A 17,800-nucleotide genomic window follows, 5' to 3' on the forward strand; every position below is an offset into this window, starting at 1 on the left:
GGCGTGGCGGGCGTCGGTAGAGCGCACCGAAACTTTAGGCAGAGCGGCCAGGGCGGCCGCCCGGCGGTCGCGCGGGATCGGCCCCACAGGAATCAGCTGCCTATTGACCGCATACATATGGTATGTATAGATACTAAACAAGTGGCCGCAGATTGGGACCGTTTGGGACAAGGTACGGTCATCGACGCAACGGGCGGCACTGATCCGCCCATTTGCTCAGCATTATGCGTATAATACTGCACAATAAAACGGGAGATTTCCATGCTGGCGACCATGGCAAGTATCGGCGTGCGGGAACTTCGCGAGCGGCCGCGACTGCGCGCAAGCGCGCCTCCCGTCATCAGTCTCGGTACCGTGGAACTGGTGACGCTGGCGGTGGACCGGCCGCACACGATCGAGCAACTCGGAACGCTTGCCTACCAGCGGGCAGACAAGTTCGTGATCCTGATCGTGGAAGCGGGCGCCGTCTCCGTCGCCCAGCGTGGCCGGCAATGCCGGCTCCAGGAGGGACAGTACGCGCTCTTCGACTGCGGTCACGCAGCCATCTTCTCGGGTCTCTCCGATCATAGCGTCATGGCCATCTTCATTCCCGCGATCCTGCTGCAGGCGCGGCTGCGCAACGTGCCCACGATAGCGGCCCAACCCCTTGCCTGCACCGGTTCACCGTGGCGCATCGCCGCCAACCTGGTGAAGCTTCTGGCCAGCGAGATCCGTCACATTTCGGCACCGACGGCCTTCGGCTATGCCAACCAATTGGTCGAAATGGTCTCGATCGCCGTCGAGTCCGGCACCGAGCTTGCGGTCGAGCGCAGTGGCCGCAACGCGATCTTCCGGCGCTGCACGGCCTATCTGCGCGGCCATCTCGCCGATAGCTCGCTCGACCCGCAGAAGATCGCGGATGCGACCGGAATCTCCGTGCGCTATCTCCACAAGGTCTTCCAGGAGGCCGGGGAAACGGTATGCGAGTACCTGCGCACCACACGACTCGATACCGCGCGGCAGGAACTCGCCGATCCGCTGAAGGCCGCGATCCAGATCCGCGAGATCGCGCACCGCGTCGGTTTCCGCAGCCAGGCGCATTTCGCGGCCAGCTTCAAGCAACGCTACGGCATATCCGCCAGCGAATGGCGCAAGAGCGCGCGGAACCAGCCTGTGGCGTCGCTGGTTCCATCGAACGGCGGGGAACCGGGAATGGGCGGCCATGCCTAACCCAGCGGGCACATGCGGGCGGTCCCATCGGATCCGCCGGCTTGAACAGGTCGCAGGGCCGACGCCTATGAGACGTTCAGACCTTCGAGGCGGGCGGCCCAGCGCGCCATGTCGCCCTTGCGCGGAAACCACACGCCGGCATGCTCGCGGGCATAGGCGATGCAGCGGCGCACCGTCGGGATCAGCGTCGGCCGTCCGCCCATATGGGCGTGCAGCACGATCTCGACCCACTTCGGGTTGCCACGTTCGCCCTCGCGATAAAGTTCGTCGAACGTGTCCTTGAAACCTTCCCAGATGACGCTCGGCGAGTTGTGCGACTTGGCCCACATGATGAGATCGTTCTGTGGCATGTTCACCCGCGGCAGGATGATCATGGGACCGTTTGCGGTCTGTCGGCTGTACGGCAGGTCGTCGTTGGCTTGGTCGCCGTTCCAAAGATAGCCTTCGCCGGCCAGCAGTTCGAGCGTGTTTTCCGAACCTGCCGAGCCGGGGCTCGTCCACCCCACGGGGCGTTGTCCCGACGCCTTCTCGATTGCCTCCGTCACCCGCCGGATCTCCACTAGTTCGGCATCGGGCGAGACATCCTCGCTGAGGACGTCGTTCTCCCATCCGTGACCGACCAGCTCGTGGCCGGCCTCGGCGACCGAGCGGACCGCGTCGGGATAGAGCTCCGCTGCCCTGCCGTTGGTCGACATCGAGGCCTTCAGGCCGAGATCGTCGAGGAGTTCGAGAATGCGCCAGATTCCGGCGCGTGCGCCGTACTCGGCATAGGACAGCGAAAAATGGTCTGTCTTGCCCGGCCGCGACTCCAGCGTCAGCTGACTCTTGTGGCGGAAGGCCTCGAGCGCGAGATTGACCGACACGGCAATCCTGGCGCCGTCGGGTAGATGCCAGTCACGGCGGCTATTCGGTCCGATACTCATTTGTCGTCTCTCTGATTTATGGCCAGTTCGAAGTTTGTATGTGCAATCAGGCTCGCCGGCACGGGATCGCTGGCGAGAAACAGCGGCGCTGTGCCAGATGCGCCGACGAGTTTCGAGATCAGCGAATCCGCTTGCGCGACACGCCCACTCTCGACCGCCTGCATCAGCTTCACCAGCCGTTCCAGCGCCGGAACCGGGACACGTTTCGCACGCGCGAGTTCGATGACCGGACCGAACTGGTGGGCGATCTCGGTTTCGCGGTGATGGATGGCGATGTCGCGCCACATGCCGGAGTGCGGCTTGGCATCGTCGGAGAGCGGCGCGGCCATCGCGAGCAACGAAAGCCGTGCATCGGCCTCGCTTACTCCCGGCAAGAAGGCGGCCGGATCAAACCCGTCGAACCCCTTCGCGGCGATGCCGTGCGCGCTGGCGACGGCGAGGACCTCACCGGCGAGCGCCCGCCAGACAGGCAGCAAATTCGCCGCCATGAACAGATCCACGATCGTGGACATGCCGAGCGCCGTCGCGGACAGCAGCGCCATGAAGCCCAGCTTGCCCCAGAGGTAACCTTGTATGTCGTCGGTAGCTTCGATCGCGGGCTCGAAATCGGCGAGCAGGCGCGTCAGAGCCGCAACGCGCGGCGTTAGGGCTCCGTCGCCCTCGCCGATGCAGAACCGCGCCCGTTTTCCGAAGCGGATTTCTCCCGGCCCGAGCCGGTCTCCCATGAAGCCAACCAAGGCCGGAACGCAGCGCCCCGCCCCGATCACATTTTCGATCACGGTCTGGCGAAGGCCGTTCTGGAGTGACACCACGCAGCAGTCGGCCTCCAGATGCGGCAGCAGCTGGGTGCAGGCTGCCTGGGTGTGCTGGGCCTTTACGGCGAGCAGGACCACCCTCCACTCGCCAGCGACCTCTGCCGGCGCAACGGCAGAAGCATGGACGACGAAATTGTCGACGTCGCCGACGATGCGCAGACCGTTTCGGCGGATGGCGGCGACATGGTCCGGTGACGCGTCAACGAAGGTGATCTCGTGGCCGGCGCGCGCCAGATATGCGCCGACCGTGCCGCCGATCGCGCCGGTTCCCCAGACGAGGACGCGCTCGCCCATCACGCCCCGCCCGCCGACGTGCTTCGCGGCGTCCGCGCGGGCCGCCCGGCTCTGCCTTCACGCTTCAGCAGCAGGCGCGACAGGGGGTGGAGGATCAGCTTCTGGCCCGTGATGACGAAAAGCACGATGGCGACGCACAGCGCCATGATGTGGTCGGTCTGACCGAGATCCTGCGCATGCTGCATCATGTAGCCGATGCCCGACCGCGCGCCGAACAGCTCGGCGATCAAGCTGATTTTCCAACAGACGCCATAGGAGATGGTCACGGCCGACAGGATGAACGGGCTGAGCAGCGGCAGTTCGATCCGCCAGAAGATCGCCCAGTGGCTGCGGCTGAAGCTGCGGCCCATCTCGACCTCTTCCGGGCCAATCGACTTCGCCCCCTCGGCCACGTTGACCAGAGCAAAGGGCAGGATGATCAGGAACGTGACGAGGATCACGGCCTGCGTTGTCACGCCGAACCAGACCGTCCCCAGGATCGCCCAGGCCAGACCCGGGAAGGAGGAGAAGAACGGCACCAGGATGTTATCGACGATGCTGCCGGTCGAGGGGAGATAGCGCGGCATGATCCCGATGATGCCGCCGACCAGCGTGGCCGCGACGATCGCGGCGACGATGCGCGCGAAGGTGATGCCCGCGTTGGCCCAGAAATCGAGGCTCGCCGCAAATCCCCCCAGGGTCTGGAGGACCGCCGTCAGGGGCGGGAAGATGCGCGTCGGCAGTGTCTGCGAAGTCAGCCACCACCCGACGACCGCGGCGACGATGAGCAGGTTCGCCACCAGCTGGCGTTTGCCCATATCGGCGAGAATTCCGGTGCGCTCAGACATTGTAGACCTTGCCGATGCGGGTCTGGATGCGAGCGAAAAGCCCACGATCGACCACGAAGACGACGATAAGGATGAGGATGACGACCGCGAAGATCATGTCGGTCCAGTAGCGCGACCGGGCGAAGGAGATGATGCTGCCGAGGCCGGGCGCGCCGCACAGCAGCTCCACGATCAGCACGATCTGCCAGGAGACGCCGAAGCACAGGCGCAGCGCTGCGAACAGGTACGGAAACAACATCGGCAGGATGACAAGGCGCGTGCGACGCCCCGAACTGCGGCTGAAGGAGACCGACATCTCGATCGTCTCGCGATTGAGCTCGCGCAGGCCTGCACCGATGTTGATCAGCGCGAGCGGCAGCATCGCCGCGGTCGCGGAGAAGATCACCGCTTGACTGTTGATGCCGAACCAGATGAGCGCAAGAAACGCCCAGCCGATGCCGGGAAAGGAGTTCATGAACGGCGCCAGCCGGCCGTAGACGGCGTCCTCGAGGACGGGGAAGAAGTAGGCCAGCAGCGCGATGCCCAGACCGAGGAAGAAGGCGAGCGTCACCGACAGGAGAACGTGGATCAGCGTATAGCCGGCATAAGTGAGAAATCCGGCGTCCGACCACATGGAGATGAACCGGCGCATGACGCGTACCGGGCTCGGGATCTGCACCGGCGGCATAAAGCTCGAATAGACCTCCCAAAGGAGAAGCACCGCGAGCGCGAACAGAATCGCTGCCAGGGTGCGGCGCGACACGCCAAATCCGTATGTCTGCGAGGCGTCGCGCACCCGTGCGGTCTTGTCTGAGCGTAGGTTTTCCGACACGGATTGCATGCGGCTCTCTGCGGTCGATTGAAGAAACGGGTCGCCCGGCGCGCGGCCTCGCGCGCCGGGCTCGCTTACGGGCGGCTAGTCCGCCATGACCGCCTGTGGAGCGATGAAGGGTTCAGCCGACTCGGGGGCCTTCACGAGGATTCCGAGGTCGACCCCGCTGCCCCAAGCCTTGGCCATCACGGCCTTGTCGGACTCCTTCAGGCTGTAGGGCATCTCGCCAAACTCCGTGAACCAGCCCTTGAGATCCTCGGGGTTCATCTTGTACTCCGGACCGACGACGGCGAAGACCTCGTCAGTGTGATCGCGCAGGTACTGCGCAGACTGCCGGAGCAACTCGGCCGCCTTGGCGATCGCCTCACCCTTTTCTTCAAGCTTGCTCTGATAGGTCATCAACACGATCGCGGGGAGGGGTGCGCCGTAGAGCTTGACCAGATCGCCGCCACCGCGCATGACCGCCCGGTATTCCGGTGATTTCGAGATCTGATAGGCCTTGACGTTGGAGAAGGCGGCGGCATCCACGCGTCCCGTCTCCAGCGCCGCCTCGAACTGCGAGGCCGGAATCTCCACCCAATTGAAGTCGCCGCCGATCGCATCGACGTTGTAGCCGTAGAGCTTCTGCAGGATCGCGCGGCGCGAGATGACGTCGCCCGCCGAAACCGACTGGACGGCGATCGACTTGCCCTTCAGGTCGGCGACCGACTGGATCGGGCTGTCCTTCGTCACCCACAGGCCGGGTTGAACGACGTCATCGCCCGGCAGATAGCGGATGACCGTGGCCATCACTTTCACGTCGAGCCCCTGTTCGTTCATGGCCGGAATGGCGAGGACGCCGTTCGGCATCAGGTCGTACTGCTTGGAGAGCGCGGCCTGATGAATGGCCGGGATCGGCATCAGGTCGACCTTCACGGTGACGTCCGGGTCGCTGACCTTTCCGCTCATGATGGCCCACATCGCGGCGTGGTAGCCCGGATCCGCGACCATGCCGACGGTGACCTCTTCGGCAGCGCCGGCCGCCGTCCCATTGGCGGCAATGGCCATGGCCATGCCGAGTAGGGCGCCAAATCGTAGTCGCATAGTCTTCTCCTCTTTCTCTGGTTCTGTTCCCGAATTGCCCGGAGCTGGCAGCTATCGCACGTCCTGCTCCCCGATGAGTTGGCGCAGCCGTTCGTGAACCGAGCGGAGCTCCGGCAACGACAGGTCGCGCGGACGCGGCTGCTCGACTTCTATGATCGACCTGACCTTGGTTGGTTTGCTGGAAAGCACCACGATCCGGTCCGCCAGCTCGATGGCCTCGTCCACTTCGTGGGTCACGAAAACGATCGTCTTGCCGGTCTTTCGCCAGATCTCGACGATTTCGGCTCGCATGCGCTGGCGCGTCGCTACGTCGAGCGCGGAAAATGGCTCGTCCATGAGAATGATGCGGGGGTTGACCGCCAGCGCGCGGGCAATCGAGACACGCTGACGTTCACCGCCGGAAAGCATCCCCGGGGTCTTCAGCCGGTCCTTGTCGAGGCCGACCAGGGCCAGCAGCTCGCGCGCCTTCTCGCGCATGGCCTGCTGCGGGACGCGTTTGCCAAAGCGGAGCTGCTGGCCGAGGACGACATTGTCTTCGGCATTGCGCCAGGGCAGGAGCCGCGGCGACTGGAAGACATAGGCGATATCCTCCCACGCGATCGCAGCAGGCCGTCCGGCGACGCGGACCTCGCCCGCATCCACTTTGAGAAGGTCGCCGATCACGCGCAGCAGGGTCGATTTGCCACAACCGCTTTGCCCGACGATGCAAAGGAATTCGCCGTCGCGAATCGTGAACGAGAGGCGATCGTAGATGGTCTCCCCACCGAAAGCGATGCTGATCTCCCTCAAGTCGACGATGGCATTCAACAGCGGACTCCTCTCGGCTCGAACCGCCCGGGCTTTGGCGGCGTTCTTTCGCCGGAGGCTATGGGCGGCCGTTGGGCCGAGTCATCAGCGGCATGGGATTTCGAAAACTTTTGTGCGCTCGCACAAAAAGTCGCCGCGCGCTCTGCACGCCTCCGGCGCGGTTTTTGCCGCTGCCCGTATGAGTAGTTTCGCCCGAGCGCAGTCAGGGCGATCCGGCGTTGTCGATCGCGACACATCTCCGCATCCTGACAGCGATGGCACAGAACACGTCACCGCAGAACGAGGATACAAACATGAACTGCCACGTGGACAGCACCGTCCTTTCCAGGCGCGCACCGATGGATGGCGCGTCCTTCCGTTCGATCATGAGATCGATGGTTGCAGGCGTCACAGTCGTGACGACCGAGCACGAGGGAAGTCCGCACGGCATGACCGCGACCGCTTTTTCAAGTGTCAGCGCCGATCCGGCGATGGTCCTGATCGTCCTCAACCGCTCGACGCGGACCCATCCGCTGGTGATGGCCAGCGGCCACTTCGTGATCAACCTCCTGTCCGAGAGCCAGATCGGGCTAGGGCAGCGCTTTGCCGGGAAGCTGGACAATCAGTTCGACGGCGTGCCCTACCGCCTGACCGAGCGCGGCGCGCCAGTGCTGGAGGGAGTGGCGGCCAGTCTCGAATGCGAAACCGTCCGCGAGATAGATATGGGCACCCACACGATTTTTGTGGGTCAGGTCGTTTCGGGCCACGGATCGGACGCACTGCCGCTGATTTATCATGAAGGCAGCTACAAGGCCGTCTCCACGCTCGATATCTTGGCCGAATGAGTTTCACCGCCCCATCTGGTATTCTACGCCGATGAAGACTATTCCCGTGAGACGGTTGCCGCATGATCCGTGCGATTGGAGGCGCGGCAAGTGACGGGAGGCGGGCAAGTGCTGCAGGATACCGAGGGTGAGGCGACGTCGTCGACCGACCGCATGACTGGAACCCTGCCGTTGCACTCAAGTCCGAATTATCTGTTCTGGTGTCTGCACAAGACCTCGATGGGCATCGTGACCGAGGAACTGGAAAAGGCGGGCGCCGATATCACCCCGGTGCAATACGCCGCACTCGTCGCCACCCAGGCCCACCCCGGCATCGACCAGGCGTCCCTCGCCAACGTGATCGGCTATGACCGCGCCACCATCGGTGGGGTCGTTGACAGGCTGGAGCGAAAGGGCTTGCTGTCCCGGCGCGTCCATCCTCAAGACCGCCGCGCACGCGCCCTCTACCTGGAAACTGCCGGCCACGACCTCATCGAGCGGGTGGAGGACACCGTGTCCGCGGCGCAGGCCCGCATCCTTGCTCCGTTGCCGAAGAAGGACCACGATCGGTTTCTCGCCATGGTGGCAAAGCTCATTCGGGATGACCTGCCGCACGACGTTCCCGATTAGGAGTTCCGATGCGGTTGTGGCGCTCCGATCGGTTCTTTTCGGGACAGCGGCCGACGGTCACTTCGGACCGGGGAACCGCCGGGCAAATCGTTCACCGGTCCGGGAAAGGGAGGCACGCGCCGAATGGAAGTGACGACGCTCGAAAACTCCGGCGACTTCTGGCGCATGCTTGCCCGGCGGCCGACAGCCGTCCCGGTCGTGGCCGCCTGCGATGCGCGGGGCCCGGCCGGCCTGCTGGCCCTGTCGACGACCCATATCGCGGCGTCGCCGCCGACCATGCTGGTGGCTGTATCCAACACGACAGGCGCGCTGGGAACGCTCCTCTCGGCCGGCACATTCGCCATCAGCTACCTGCCACAGGGCGCGCAGGAAACGGCGGAAATCTTCGGGGGAAGGCGCCAGCTTTCGGGTGCCGACCGGTTCCGGCCCGGCGACTGGACCAGCCTGGTCACCGGCGCCCCCGTTTACCGGAACGCTGCCCTGGCCCTCGACTGCACGATCGAGCGCACAGTCGAGCATGAGGCCACGACGCTGCTGTTAGGTCGCATCGCCGCCGCCGTCCCGGGAACGGCTCCCGCGCTGCTCTTCCATCAAGGGCGCTATGGTGCCATGCCGGGGGTGGACGCCAGCTAACACGCAAGCGGCTCCAGCGCGCAAATTTACGCGTTGCCGAACCAGTTGTTGCCGAGGCGCGCAATCCTCGCCGGGCCAGCTTGATGGCACCCGCGGCCGTCTGCATCCTGCCGAGGCGCCGCGGGGACAATGGGAGCGAAGGCGATGAACGTTCATGTGAAGGGTCTGAGGCACGTCGGCGACGGGCTCGACATCCAGGCATTCCGGGCGATCACGCGCTCGATGGTGAACAGCGTGGCCGTCGTCACGGCGTCCCACCGCGAACGCATCGCCGGCGCGATCGCGGGCGCGTTCCAGCCCGTCTGCGCGGCGCCGGCCACGGTACTGATCGGCCTCGACCGTGCGCATTGCGCGCACGGGTTGGTCGCGTCAAGCCGGCGTTTCGTGGTGAACGTGCTGGCGGATGACCAGATCGAACTGGGCAATCGTTTCGGCGGCATCGGGGACGATCGTTTCGGCGACGTCGACTACACGCTTTCCCTGGAGGGCACGCCCATCCTGGACGGTGTCCTGGCCGTGCTCGAATGCGAGACCGTCGACCAACTCACGGTCGCCTGCCAGACGATCTTCGTCGGCCGCGTCCTGCGCGGAAGCAGGTCGAGATCCTTCCCGCTGGTTTCCCACAACGACAGCTACATGGCCGCCGGCCGCTGATCGTCGAACCGGGCCTGCGTCCGGTTCCCACGGACTACTTCACGTAGTAGGTCAGCCAGAGCGACAGCGCCGGGAACGCCGCGATCACGAACAGCCGGAAGATATCCGCCATCAGGAACGGCGCGATTCCGCGGAATATCCGGGACGTGGCGATGTCGGGCAGAAGCCCGCGCAGCACGAAGACGTTCATGCCGACCGGAGGCGTGATCAGGCTGATCTCGGTGATCACCACGACGAGGATGCCGAACCACACCGACGCTTCCATCGGGGTCAGACCGAAGCCGGGCGCCAACTGCTGGACGAGCGGGAAGAAGATCGGCACGGTGAGCAGGATCATCGAGATGCTTTCGAAGAAGCATCCCAGCACCACGTAGATGAGCAGGATCGCGACCAGCACGAGCCAGGGGGAATCCCGGAAGCTGGCCGCCATCTGCAGGAGGGTGTCGGGAAAGTAGGTGTAGTTGACGAAGTTGGCGAACAGCAGCGCGCCGATGAGGATCATGAAGAGCGTGGCGATGACGACGACGCTCTCCAGCAACGTCTCGTAGAGTTCCCCCCACGCGGCGGTGGAGCGGACCAAGCCCGCCAGAAAAGCGAACAGCGTCAACGCGGCGCACAGCAGCACACCGCGTTCCTTCAAGAAGAGCAGGACGCCCTCGGCACCGCCCGACCACGGACGTCCCGCCGCCAACGCCACGAGGAGCCCCAGCGCGGTGAGAAGGGCCGCCAGTCGCGGTACCGACTGCAGAGCGTCCCGCCACCCGTTTCGGGCAAGAAGCTCGCCGCGACCAAGCACAAGCTGGCCGGATACGATGATCAGCAGCACGGCGGCGCTCGCGGCCACATGGAGCGCGAACGTCCGGTCGACATGACCGGCGGCCGATTGCAGGAGCGACAGGGCTATCAGCAGCACGACGCCGGCGGCGCAAGTGGTGATCACCTGCCGTGCAAGGCGCGCAGACGTTTCCCGGCGGACCAGGAAAAACACGAAAGCGCCAGCCGCACCGATGCCTGCCGCCTCTGTGGGCGTGAAGACGCCTCCGTAGATGCCGCCCATCACGATTGCGAAGAGCAGGAGCACGCCCCATACCGAGCGCAACGCCGCAAACCGCTTGCTCCACCCCGCATACGGTCCCCGCGGCCCGAGTTCCGGCTTGATCGCGGTGGCGACGGCGACCGCCAGGACATAGAAGAGGATGCCGACGAGACCTGGTAGCACGCCCGCGGCGAAGAGCTTGCCGATGCTTGTCTGGGTCATCACGCCATAGAGCACCATGAGGACGCTCGGCGGGATCAGGATGCCAAGCGTGCCCCCGGCGGCGATCGCGCCGGCCGCGAGACCGTCGTCGTAGCGGTAGTGGCGCATCGACGGCATCGCGACCTTCGACATGGTGGCCGCGGTAGCCAGCGAAGAGCCGCAGACGGCCGAAAAGCCGCCGCAGGCGACAACCGTGGCCATGGCAAGACCACCCTTGCGATGGCCGAGGAAGGCGTAAGAGGCCGCATAGAGCTCGTTTGACAGCCGCGAGCGGGTCACGAAGCTACCCATCAACACGAACAGCGGCATGACCGAGAGTTCGTAGTTGATCGCCGCGTCGTAGGCTGTCTGGCCGACATTGGCCAAAGCGCCCGTCAATCCGTTGACGTAGGCCATGCCGGCGGCGCCGACCAGAGCCATGGCGAACGCGATGGGGACGCGCAGCAGCGACAGAAAGAACAGCGCCGCGAGACCGACGATAACTTCAAGCATCAGATGTCCTGGGAAGTGATATCGGAAGTGGTATCGGAAGGGCTTTGCCGCTCGCCCGTGATGTAGAGGAGGGCGGCGCAGAACTGGGTCACGGTAGCGAAGGCGCACAACAGCGCCATGAGAACCGTAAACGGCCATATGCTCATCGAGAGTTCGGGGGTCGTCTCGGGATACGCCAGGTCGAAGGCGGCCTTGTCGGCCAGCCGCCAGGTGATGAATCCCAGCGCCGCGGTCGAGAACAGATTGACGAAGATGCCCTGCGAACGTTTCAGCCGGGCGGGAACGGTCTCGTCCAGGAGATCAATGGTGACGTTGCGTTCCGTGTAGCTGACATAGGGCAGGGTGCCGAACACCAGACCGGCCATCATGTAGGCCACCAGTTCCGAGGTCGCCGGAAGGGGGCTGTCGAAGAGGTATCGACCGGCAACGTCAAGCAGCGTCAGCAACATCATAGCAAACAGCATGATGCCGCCTGCCCCGGCGAGCAGCCGGCTCGGCCTGCCGCCGAGCCGGCTCGCCGCACGCGTCACCGTGTCGTGTTGGCGCGAGGATGGTGTCATTGTCCGCTCAGTTTCTCAACCTCGGCGTGGAAGAACTTCAGGATGGCCGACCCGTCGAGAGCCGCTTCCTTTGCAGTCGCGAAATACTCTGTTTCGAACTCGGCGTCGATCTTGCGCATCGCCTCGACAACCGAGTCTGGCGCCACGATCGTCTTGCCGCCCGCAGCCTCGTGCGCCGCCTTGCCTTCGCCGTTGATCTTGTCCCAGGCCTCGCCCGCCATGCGCGCGAAAACCTCGCCGGAATACTGGTCGAAGGCCTGCTTGCCCTTTGGCGAAAGCGCATCGTACTTGGCCTGATTGACGATCAGGTACATGCTGCCGCTGTTCAGCCCGCCCGGAATGTAGGTGGCAAAGGGAAGCACATCGGCAAGTCTGAAGCCCACCATCTGTTCGGAGTGGCCGGCATGGCCGTCGACGACCCCCGTCGACAGCAGTTCGTAGGCCTTGGTGATCGGCTGCGCCACCGACACGCCGCCCAGTCCCTCGACGAGGCGGCGGACATAGACGCCTCCCGTACGAAACTTCTGACCGGCCATGTCCTCGGGCGATTCAATGAACTTCTTGGTGTGATAGAGGACACCCGGCCCCAGCGTATTCATGCCGATCAGATGAACACCGCGATAATAGTCCTTATCGGTCAGGAACTGCTCGTGCGTGCGTTGTAGCGCGAGCGAGGTGACGGCGGACTTGTCTCCGAGAAACGGAAAATCCGTGAAGTGATAGGCGGAGAACTGCTGCGGAGAATAGCCATGCGTGCCGAAAGCGATATCGGCTTGGCCGGTGCGGACCGCGTCGAAATGCGCGTCCGGGGCCGCTACGGCCTTGGGTAGAAAGCGGATCTTGACCTCGCCGTCGGAGGCCTTTTCGACCGCCTCCGCCCAGGGGATGTAGAGATTGGTGTTGAGGCCGTGGGTGAGCGGTATCCAGGAGGAGAACGTAAAGACCGTTTCCGCCCGCAGCGGGGCGACGGCGAAAAGTGAACAGACGATAGCAAGTCCAAGCTTCCTGCGGAACATTCGTACCTCCTGTGGTGATCGGTCGGGTGCCTGTTGTAACGGCCTGATCAGGCTGTCGACATACAACCAGCACGAGCCTGCGGATGAGCAGCGCCGCTTCTGTGCGGCGACCCCTTCGCGGCACGGTCCGGGCTCCCCTTCGGACCCATGCCACCCTCAGTCAAAGCGGCATTTCATCCGTGACATTGCGAATGAGTGGCACGCTAACAAGAGCGTTGCATAGATGAAATGCCATATATTGTTGCGATCGATTAACTGTATGGTTATGACGTCGTAGACCCGGGACTCGCTCGATGATCAACGACAACTTCCTTCGACAACGCCTGAAAATCCGGCATCTGCGCCTGATCCGCTCCATCCATGAACGCAAGTCGATCAGCCTCGCGGCAGAGGAAATGGGTGTCACGCAGGCGGCTGTGTCCAAGACCAAGGCCGAGATCGAGGATTTCATCGGCATGCCGTTGTTCCGGCACGATCAGGAGCGCTGGCAGCCGACGGAAATCGGCAGCCGGCTGATCCACGGCGCGTACCTGATCCTCAGCGAGATCGATGCCATCAACGACGAGCTGATGCATCTGAGGGAAGGGGTCCAGGGGACGGTTGCGGTGGGCCTGCGTACCTATGCGCTGCTTCCCAGCCTGGCCAAGGCCACCACGATGTTCAAGGAGTTGTTCCCCCAGGTCACCCTGAGCCTCGTCGACGCGCCCTATGGCGAGCTGATCGAACAGGCCGAGCGCGGCCAGATCGACATGGTCATCAGCCCGCTCGCCGAGGAGGTTCCACGGTTCCGGTACAGCAGCATTCCCATCAAGGGTGCGCGCCACATGATCTTCGGCAGCGTCGGTCATCCCCTCGGGATCAAGGACAACCCGACCTGGAAGGAGGCCATCGAATATCCGTGGTGCCTTTCTCCCACGGGAACACGCACACGACGCCACTTCGAGGTTCTGATCGAGAAGCTGAGACTTCCTTTCCCGAGCAACGTTATCGAGACCAATTCGCTCGTCCTCAGCATGAATCTGCTGCGCGAAGGGAAGCTCCTGACCGTGATTCCCGTTGGTGTGGCCCAGGGCCTGGGCGCCACGCCCGATGACGAGCTTGGCCAGTTCAAGCTCCTGGTGCGCGACAATGTCGGCGGTCCGATCAACCTTCCTCTGTACGACATGGGCGACACCGTAACCCTCACCTGGGCCAGCGACCGCGTACCGACGCCCGCCGCCCGGCTCTTGCGCGATTTCCTCATCCTGAGGTTCAACCCGGACGAGCGGCGCTCTGTGCCGGACTTCAAATGGACCGGTCCCGCGGTGGAGCCGGAAGCAGGTCGCGATTAGCTAACCGCATAACTAAAAGGTTAATCTAGTCCAACCCTTCCTAGAATTGTCGTTTATGCAGGCGGGTGTCTAAGGTCCGCGCGGCGCGCCAAAGCGTCGAGGATCGCGACAGGGAAGCTGGAACATCGTGTTGCTAGGAAGTCCAAGGTGGATGGATGCCGACGGCATCCGGACACGATATTTCGAGAAAGGCCAGGGCGAGCCGATCGTCCTGATCACGGGGGGCAATTTCGGCTCGCCAAACTCTGCGTCCGTGGTCGAGATCTGGCACGACAACTTCCACGTTCTCGCACGCCACTATCGTGTGATCGCTTTCGACAAGCTCGGACAGGGCCATACTGACAACCCGCGCGACGACGACTACACCATGCAAGCGGTCGTGGCGCATGCCAGGTCGTTTCTGGCGCGGCTCAACCTGCGCGGCATTCACATCGTGGGGCAGTCGCGCGGCGCTATGCTCGCGGCGCGGCTGACGCTGGAGTGCCCCGAGCGTATCCGCAGCTGCACTCTGGTGAACACGGGCACGCTTTCTCCCGGCGTCGGCCTGAACGAGGTCGAACTCTCGGGATGTCCGTATCCGGCAGTCTCGCGCGAGTCGCAGCGATGGGTTTTCGAGCGCTGCGCATACCGGGCCGACAGCATCATCGATCCGCTCGTGGAGGCCGGCCACGAAGTGATGTGCCTGCCCAAATACCAGGAGGCGGTGAGCAAGATGACCGTCGGCGGGCTGGCCGAGACGCTCTTTCTCAGGCGGCTGGCGCCGCTGAAGCGGGAAACCCTGCAGTGGATCGCCGACGCGGGGCTGGGCCGCCCGACCCAGATCGTGTGGGGTTACAACGACCACACGACGACGCTGGAGGCCGCGGTTGACCTCTTCCGCCTGATTTCGTCGCGGGACCGCGGTGCCGGATTCCATCTCATCAACGAGGCGGGCCATCACCCGTTTCACGAACACCCGGAGCAGTTCAACGCGATCCTGCTCGAATTCCTCGCTCGCCTGCGGCGCTAGGACGGATACGCATGATGCTGGAAGATAGATGGATCGACATCGGTGGCGTACGGACCCGCTATGTCAAGGCGGGAAGCTCGGGGCCGACGATCGTCCTGCTACACGCGAGCGGCCTTTCCGATCAGGGCATTTGCCACAACCTGCGGATCTGGGAAGCGAACATCGCGGACATGGCGCGCCGCGCTCGCGTTGTGGCTTTTGACGCCCTCGGCCAGGGGCGTACGGATGCGCCCCCGGATGCGCCATTCGGATTTGACCGCGTCATCGGCCATGCCCGCGCCTTCATCGGGGCGATCGCCTCCGGTCCGGTCCACCTCGTCGGGCACGACGAAGGCGGACTGGCAGCGCTCAGGCTGGCCTTCGAGGAGCCGGCGATGGTCAGTTCGGTGACAATCGTCGCCGGGAAGGCCGTCGCCCCGGCTGGGGATCCCGTGTCGAACCTCACGCTTTCGGCGCCGCTCGAGCCCCGTTACAGCGGGATCGGCCAGACATGGGTGATGGAGCGGATATGCCATCGCGTGGACCATATCGACGCGGGCCGGTTCCTCGCGGAAGCCATGGAGATCGCAGGCGAGCCAGCGTTCAGGTCCCTGCATGGCGACAGCACCTTCGACGCCGTCATGAGGCCGTCGCTGTCCCGGATGCGGGTCGACAACTGGACGCGCTTGCGCGAGCAGGGCGTGCCGCGGCCGGTCATGCTGGTCTGGGGCGAACAGGACCCGCTGAGCCCGGTGCAGAACGCGATGGCGCTGTTCCGGCTGATCGCGGAGCGGCAGCGCGACACGCAGCTGCGGATCATCGGCCGCGCGGGCTACATGCCGTTTCGCGAGCAATCCGCTGCCTTCAACGGAATCGTATCGGGATTCGTCAGCGCGCTGGAGGCTGCCAGCGCGCGACCCGGGCCTCCCACCACGGAGTAAGAGATGGACAAGGCGACCCGTAGCGCGGCGATGGACGCCGTAAACCGCGCGACAATGATGGATCAGCTGGAAGCGATCGCGCGCTGGCAGAAATATCCCGGTAGCCAGGACGAAATCGAAAGCCTTCGCTATATCGAGCAACAGGCGGCAAGCAGCGGTTTGCGGACGCAGATCCTGTTTCATGACGCCTACATCAGCCTGCCCGGCGCGGCGCGGATCGAGGTTGCCGGCGACACGATGGAGTGCATCACGCATTCCTTCTCGCGCTCCTCTCCGGCAGGCGGGCTCGAAGGACGCCTGGTCGATGTCGGTCGGGCGGGTCCCGACGACCTTGCCGGCAATGACCTCCGAGGGTGCATCGCGCTGGTTGACGGGCTCGCGACGCCCGCGACCGCGGTGAGGTTGACCGCGGCAGGCGCGGCAGGCCAGCTCCATGTGAGCCCGGACGAGCACAGGCACGAAATGACGCTGTCGCCAGTCTGGGGCAACCCCGGCGGCGACACCAGGTCCTATCTGCCGCGAACGGTCGCATGCACCGTCGCGCGGTCCGACGGCGGGAGACTGAGAGCGCGTCTGGCGGCGGGGGAAGCGCTGCGCGTCGTTCTTCATGCCGAGGTTGACACCCGCTGGCGGGCCATCCCGATCCTGATCGCCGACCTCGATGCCGAGGCGCCCACCGACGAAAGCTTCGTGCTCTTCTCCGGCCACCACGACACTTGGCACTACGGCGTGATGGACAACGGCACCGCCAACGTCACGATGCTGGAGGTGGCGCGAATCGCGGCGCTGCACCGCGACCGGCTCCGGCGCGGGCTGAAGCTGGCATTCTGGTCCGGACATTCCCAGGGCCGGTACGCAGGCTCGACTTGGTACGCGGATGCCTTCTGGAGCGACCTCGATCGGAACTGCGTGCTGCACGTGAACATCGATTCCACAGGAGGCCGCGACAACCGCGACTTCGTCTCGCTTTCGGGCCCCGAGTTCTGGACGACCGCAAAGGCGGCGATGGCCGAGGTCTCGGATGAACCGATCCACCTGAAGCGGCTCGGACGATTCGGGGACCAGTCGTTTTGGGGCATCGGCATTCCCGCCCTGCTGGCCTTCGGCGAGCAGCCGCCCTCCAGCGGCATGCACGCCCATTTTCCGCATCCGCTCGGCTGGTGGTGGCACACCACCGGCGATACGCTGGACAAGATCGACCCGGACATCCTTGTCCGGGACGCGCGCTTCTACGTCAACGTCGTGATGCGCGCGCTTTGCGAACCTGTGTTGCCGTTCGACTTCGCCGCGGCGGTTGACGAGCTGGGTTTGGAACTAGAGAAGCTGGCGGACAGTTTGTTCGGCTGGCTCGACCTGTCGCCGCTTACAAGCCGGTTGTCCCGGCTTACCACGCTGTTGGGGCAGATCGATGCGGCGGCGGCCCGCGGTGCCGACGCGCGAACCAACGCGATCAACCGGGCGTTCGTCGGGATTTCGCGCGCCATCGTGCCCATGCAATTCACCACGGGCGATAGGTTCGGCCAGGATCCCGCGCTGCCGCAGCCGGCCTTCCCGCCACTCGACCCGTTGCGGCGTCTCGCAGGCAGAAGTGAGGACGCCTACGAAGCCCGCTTTCTTGCCGTTGACGCCCTGCGCGCGCGCAACCGCGTCGCGCACGCGCTCGACCTCGCCATCGCGGCGCTCGACAAGGCGATTGTGGAAATCGGGTGAACCACCGTTGTTCGC

At 64.4% G+C, this 17,800-nt stretch carries 18 protein-coding genes; 9 read left to right on the forward strand and 9 right to left on the reverse strand.

Going from position 1 to position 17,800, the window contains the following annotated elements:
* Positions 1-261 precede the first annotated feature (261 nt).
* The gene (locus JN280_RS06325; RefSeq protein WP_202310819.1) at positions 262-1,209 is read left to right on the forward strand and encodes an AraC family transcriptional regulator; all 948 of its coding nucleotides are present in this window, start codon (positions 262-264) and stop codon (positions 1,207-1,209) included.
* 65 nt (positions 1,210-1,274) lie between these two features.
* Here JN280_RS06325 and JN280_RS06330 read toward each other — a convergent pair whose 3' ends face one another.
* The 6 genes from JN280_RS06330 to JN280_RS06355 form a co-directional block, all read right to left on the reverse strand.
* Positions 1,275-2,132 (reverse strand): polysaccharide deacetylase family protein, encoded by an 858-nt coding sequence (locus tag JN280_RS06330; RefSeq protein WP_202310820.1) that lies wholly within the window; start codon positions 2,130-2,132, stop codon positions 1,275-1,277.
* The gene (locus JN280_RS06335; protein WP_202310821.1) at positions 2,129-3,241 is read right to left on the reverse strand and encodes a ketopantoate reductase family protein; all 1,113 of its coding nucleotides are present in this window, start codon (positions 3,239-3,241) and stop codon (positions 2,129-2,131) included. The genes JN280_RS06330 and JN280_RS06335 overlap by 4 nt, the downstream gene beginning before the upstream one ends.
* On the reverse strand, positions 3,241-4,068 hold the full coding sequence (locus JN280_RS06340) for an ABC transporter permease (protein WP_202310822.1): 828 nt from the start codon (positions 4,066-4,068) through the stop codon (positions 3,241-3,243). The genes JN280_RS06335 and JN280_RS06340 overlap by 1 nt, the downstream gene beginning before the upstream one ends.
* A complete protein-coding gene (locus tag JN280_RS06345; protein WP_202310823.1) occupies positions 4,061-4,888 on the reverse strand; it encodes an ABC transporter permease in 828 nt (275 codons plus the stop codon). The genes JN280_RS06340 and JN280_RS06345 overlap by 8 nt, the downstream gene beginning before the upstream one ends.
* A gap of 75 nt (positions 4,889-4,963) precedes the next feature.
* Entirely contained in the window at positions 4,964-5,962 is a 999-nt protein-coding gene (locus JN280_RS06350) for an ABC transporter substrate-binding protein (RefSeq protein WP_202310824.1), read from the reverse strand.
* Between the two features lie 51 nt (positions 5,963-6,013).
* A complete protein-coding gene (locus JN280_RS06355; protein ID WP_202310825.1) occupies positions 6,014-6,769 on the reverse strand; it encodes an ABC transporter ATP-binding protein in 756 nt (251 codons plus the stop codon).
* A gap of 218 nt (positions 6,770-6,987) precedes the next feature.
* Here JN280_RS06355 and JN280_RS06360 point away from each other — a divergent pair, with 218 nt between their 5' ends.
* The 4 genes from JN280_RS06360 (at position 6,988) to JN280_RS06375 (ending at position 9,489) form a co-directional block, all read left to right on the forward strand.
* Positions 6,988-7,593 carry a flavin reductase family protein gene (locus tag JN280_RS06360; protein ID WP_202310827.1) on the forward strand — a complete coding sequence of 202 codons (606 nt, stop codon included), beginning with the start codon at positions 6,988-6,990 and terminating at the stop codon, positions 7,591-7,593.
* A gap of 108 nt (positions 7,594-7,701) precedes the next feature.
* Positions 7,702-8,202 (forward strand): MarR family winged helix-turn-helix transcriptional regulator, encoded by a 501-nt coding sequence (locus tag JN280_RS06365; RefSeq protein WP_244743045.1) that lies wholly within the window; start codon positions 7,702-7,704, stop codon positions 8,200-8,202.
* A gap of 123 nt (positions 8,203-8,325) precedes the next feature.
* Positions 8,326-8,835: a flavin reductase family protein gene (locus tag JN280_RS06370; RefSeq protein ID WP_202310829.1), complete on the forward strand. Its 510-nt coding sequence runs from the start codon at positions 8,326-8,328 to the stop codon at positions 8,833-8,835.
* A gap of 144 nt (positions 8,836-8,979) precedes the next feature.
* The gene (locus JN280_RS06375; protein WP_202310831.1) at positions 8,980-9,489 is read left to right on the forward strand and encodes a flavin reductase family protein; all 510 of its coding nucleotides are present in this window, start codon (positions 8,980-8,982) and stop codon (positions 9,487-9,489) included.
* Positions 9,490-9,523: 34 nt separating this feature from the next.
* Here the strand turns inward: JN280_RS06375 and JN280_RS06380 are convergent, their stop codons facing one another.
* Genes JN280_RS06380 through JN280_RS06390 form a run of 3 tightly spaced genes read right to left on the reverse strand, consistent with a single transcriptional unit; the run spans position 9,524 to position 12,815 of the window.
* Positions 9,524-11,239: a TRAP transporter large permease gene (locus tag JN280_RS06380; RefSeq protein WP_202310832.1), complete on the reverse strand. Its 1,716-nt coding sequence runs from the start codon at positions 11,237-11,239 to the stop codon at positions 9,524-9,526.
* The gene (locus tag JN280_RS06385; protein ID WP_202310833.1) at positions 11,239-11,799 is read right to left on the reverse strand and encodes a TRAP transporter small permease; all 561 of its coding nucleotides are present in this window, start codon (positions 11,797-11,799) and stop codon (positions 11,239-11,241) included. Before JN280_RS06385 ends, JN280_RS06380 begins: the two co-directional genes overlap by 1 nt.
* On the reverse strand, positions 11,796-12,815 hold the full coding sequence (locus JN280_RS06390) for a TRAP transporter substrate-binding protein (protein WP_202310834.1): 1,020 nt from the start codon (positions 12,813-12,815) through the stop codon (positions 11,796-11,798). Before JN280_RS06390 ends, JN280_RS06385 begins: the two co-directional genes overlap by 4 nt.
* Before the next feature lie 293 nt (positions 12,816-13,108).
* On the opposite strand from JN280_RS06390, the gene JN280_RS06395 reads away from it, so the two are divergent.
* The 4 genes from JN280_RS06395 (at position 13,109) to JN280_RS06410 (ending at position 17,785) form a co-directional block, all read left to right on the forward strand.
* Positions 13,109-14,146, forward strand: coding sequence for a LysR family transcriptional regulator (locus JN280_RS06395; protein WP_202310835.1), 1,038 nt, complete (start codon positions 13,109-13,111; stop codon positions 14,144-14,146).
* Positions 14,147-14,297: 151 nt separating this feature from the next.
* Positions 14,298-15,155: an alpha/beta fold hydrolase gene (locus JN280_RS06400; RefSeq protein WP_202310836.1), complete on the forward strand. Its 858-nt coding sequence runs from the start codon at positions 14,298-14,300 to the stop codon at positions 15,153-15,155.
* A gap of 14 nt (positions 15,156-15,169) precedes the next feature.
* Positions 15,170-16,075: an alpha/beta fold hydrolase gene (locus JN280_RS06405; RefSeq protein WP_202310837.1), complete on the forward strand. Its 906-nt coding sequence runs from the start codon at positions 15,170-15,172 to the stop codon at positions 16,073-16,075.
* 3 nt (positions 16,076-16,078) lie between these two features.
* Positions 16,079-17,785, forward strand: a complete 1,707-nt coding sequence (locus JN280_RS06410; RefSeq protein WP_202310838.1) for a M28 family peptidase — start codon at positions 16,079-16,081, stop codon at positions 17,783-17,785.
* Positions 17,786-17,800 lie beyond the last annotated feature (15 nt).

Origin of the sequence: Mesorhizobium sp. L-8-10 (assembly GCF_016756635.1) — a bacterium.
Lineage (GTDB): Bacteria > Pseudomonadota > Alphaproteobacteria > Rhizobiales > Rhizobiaceae.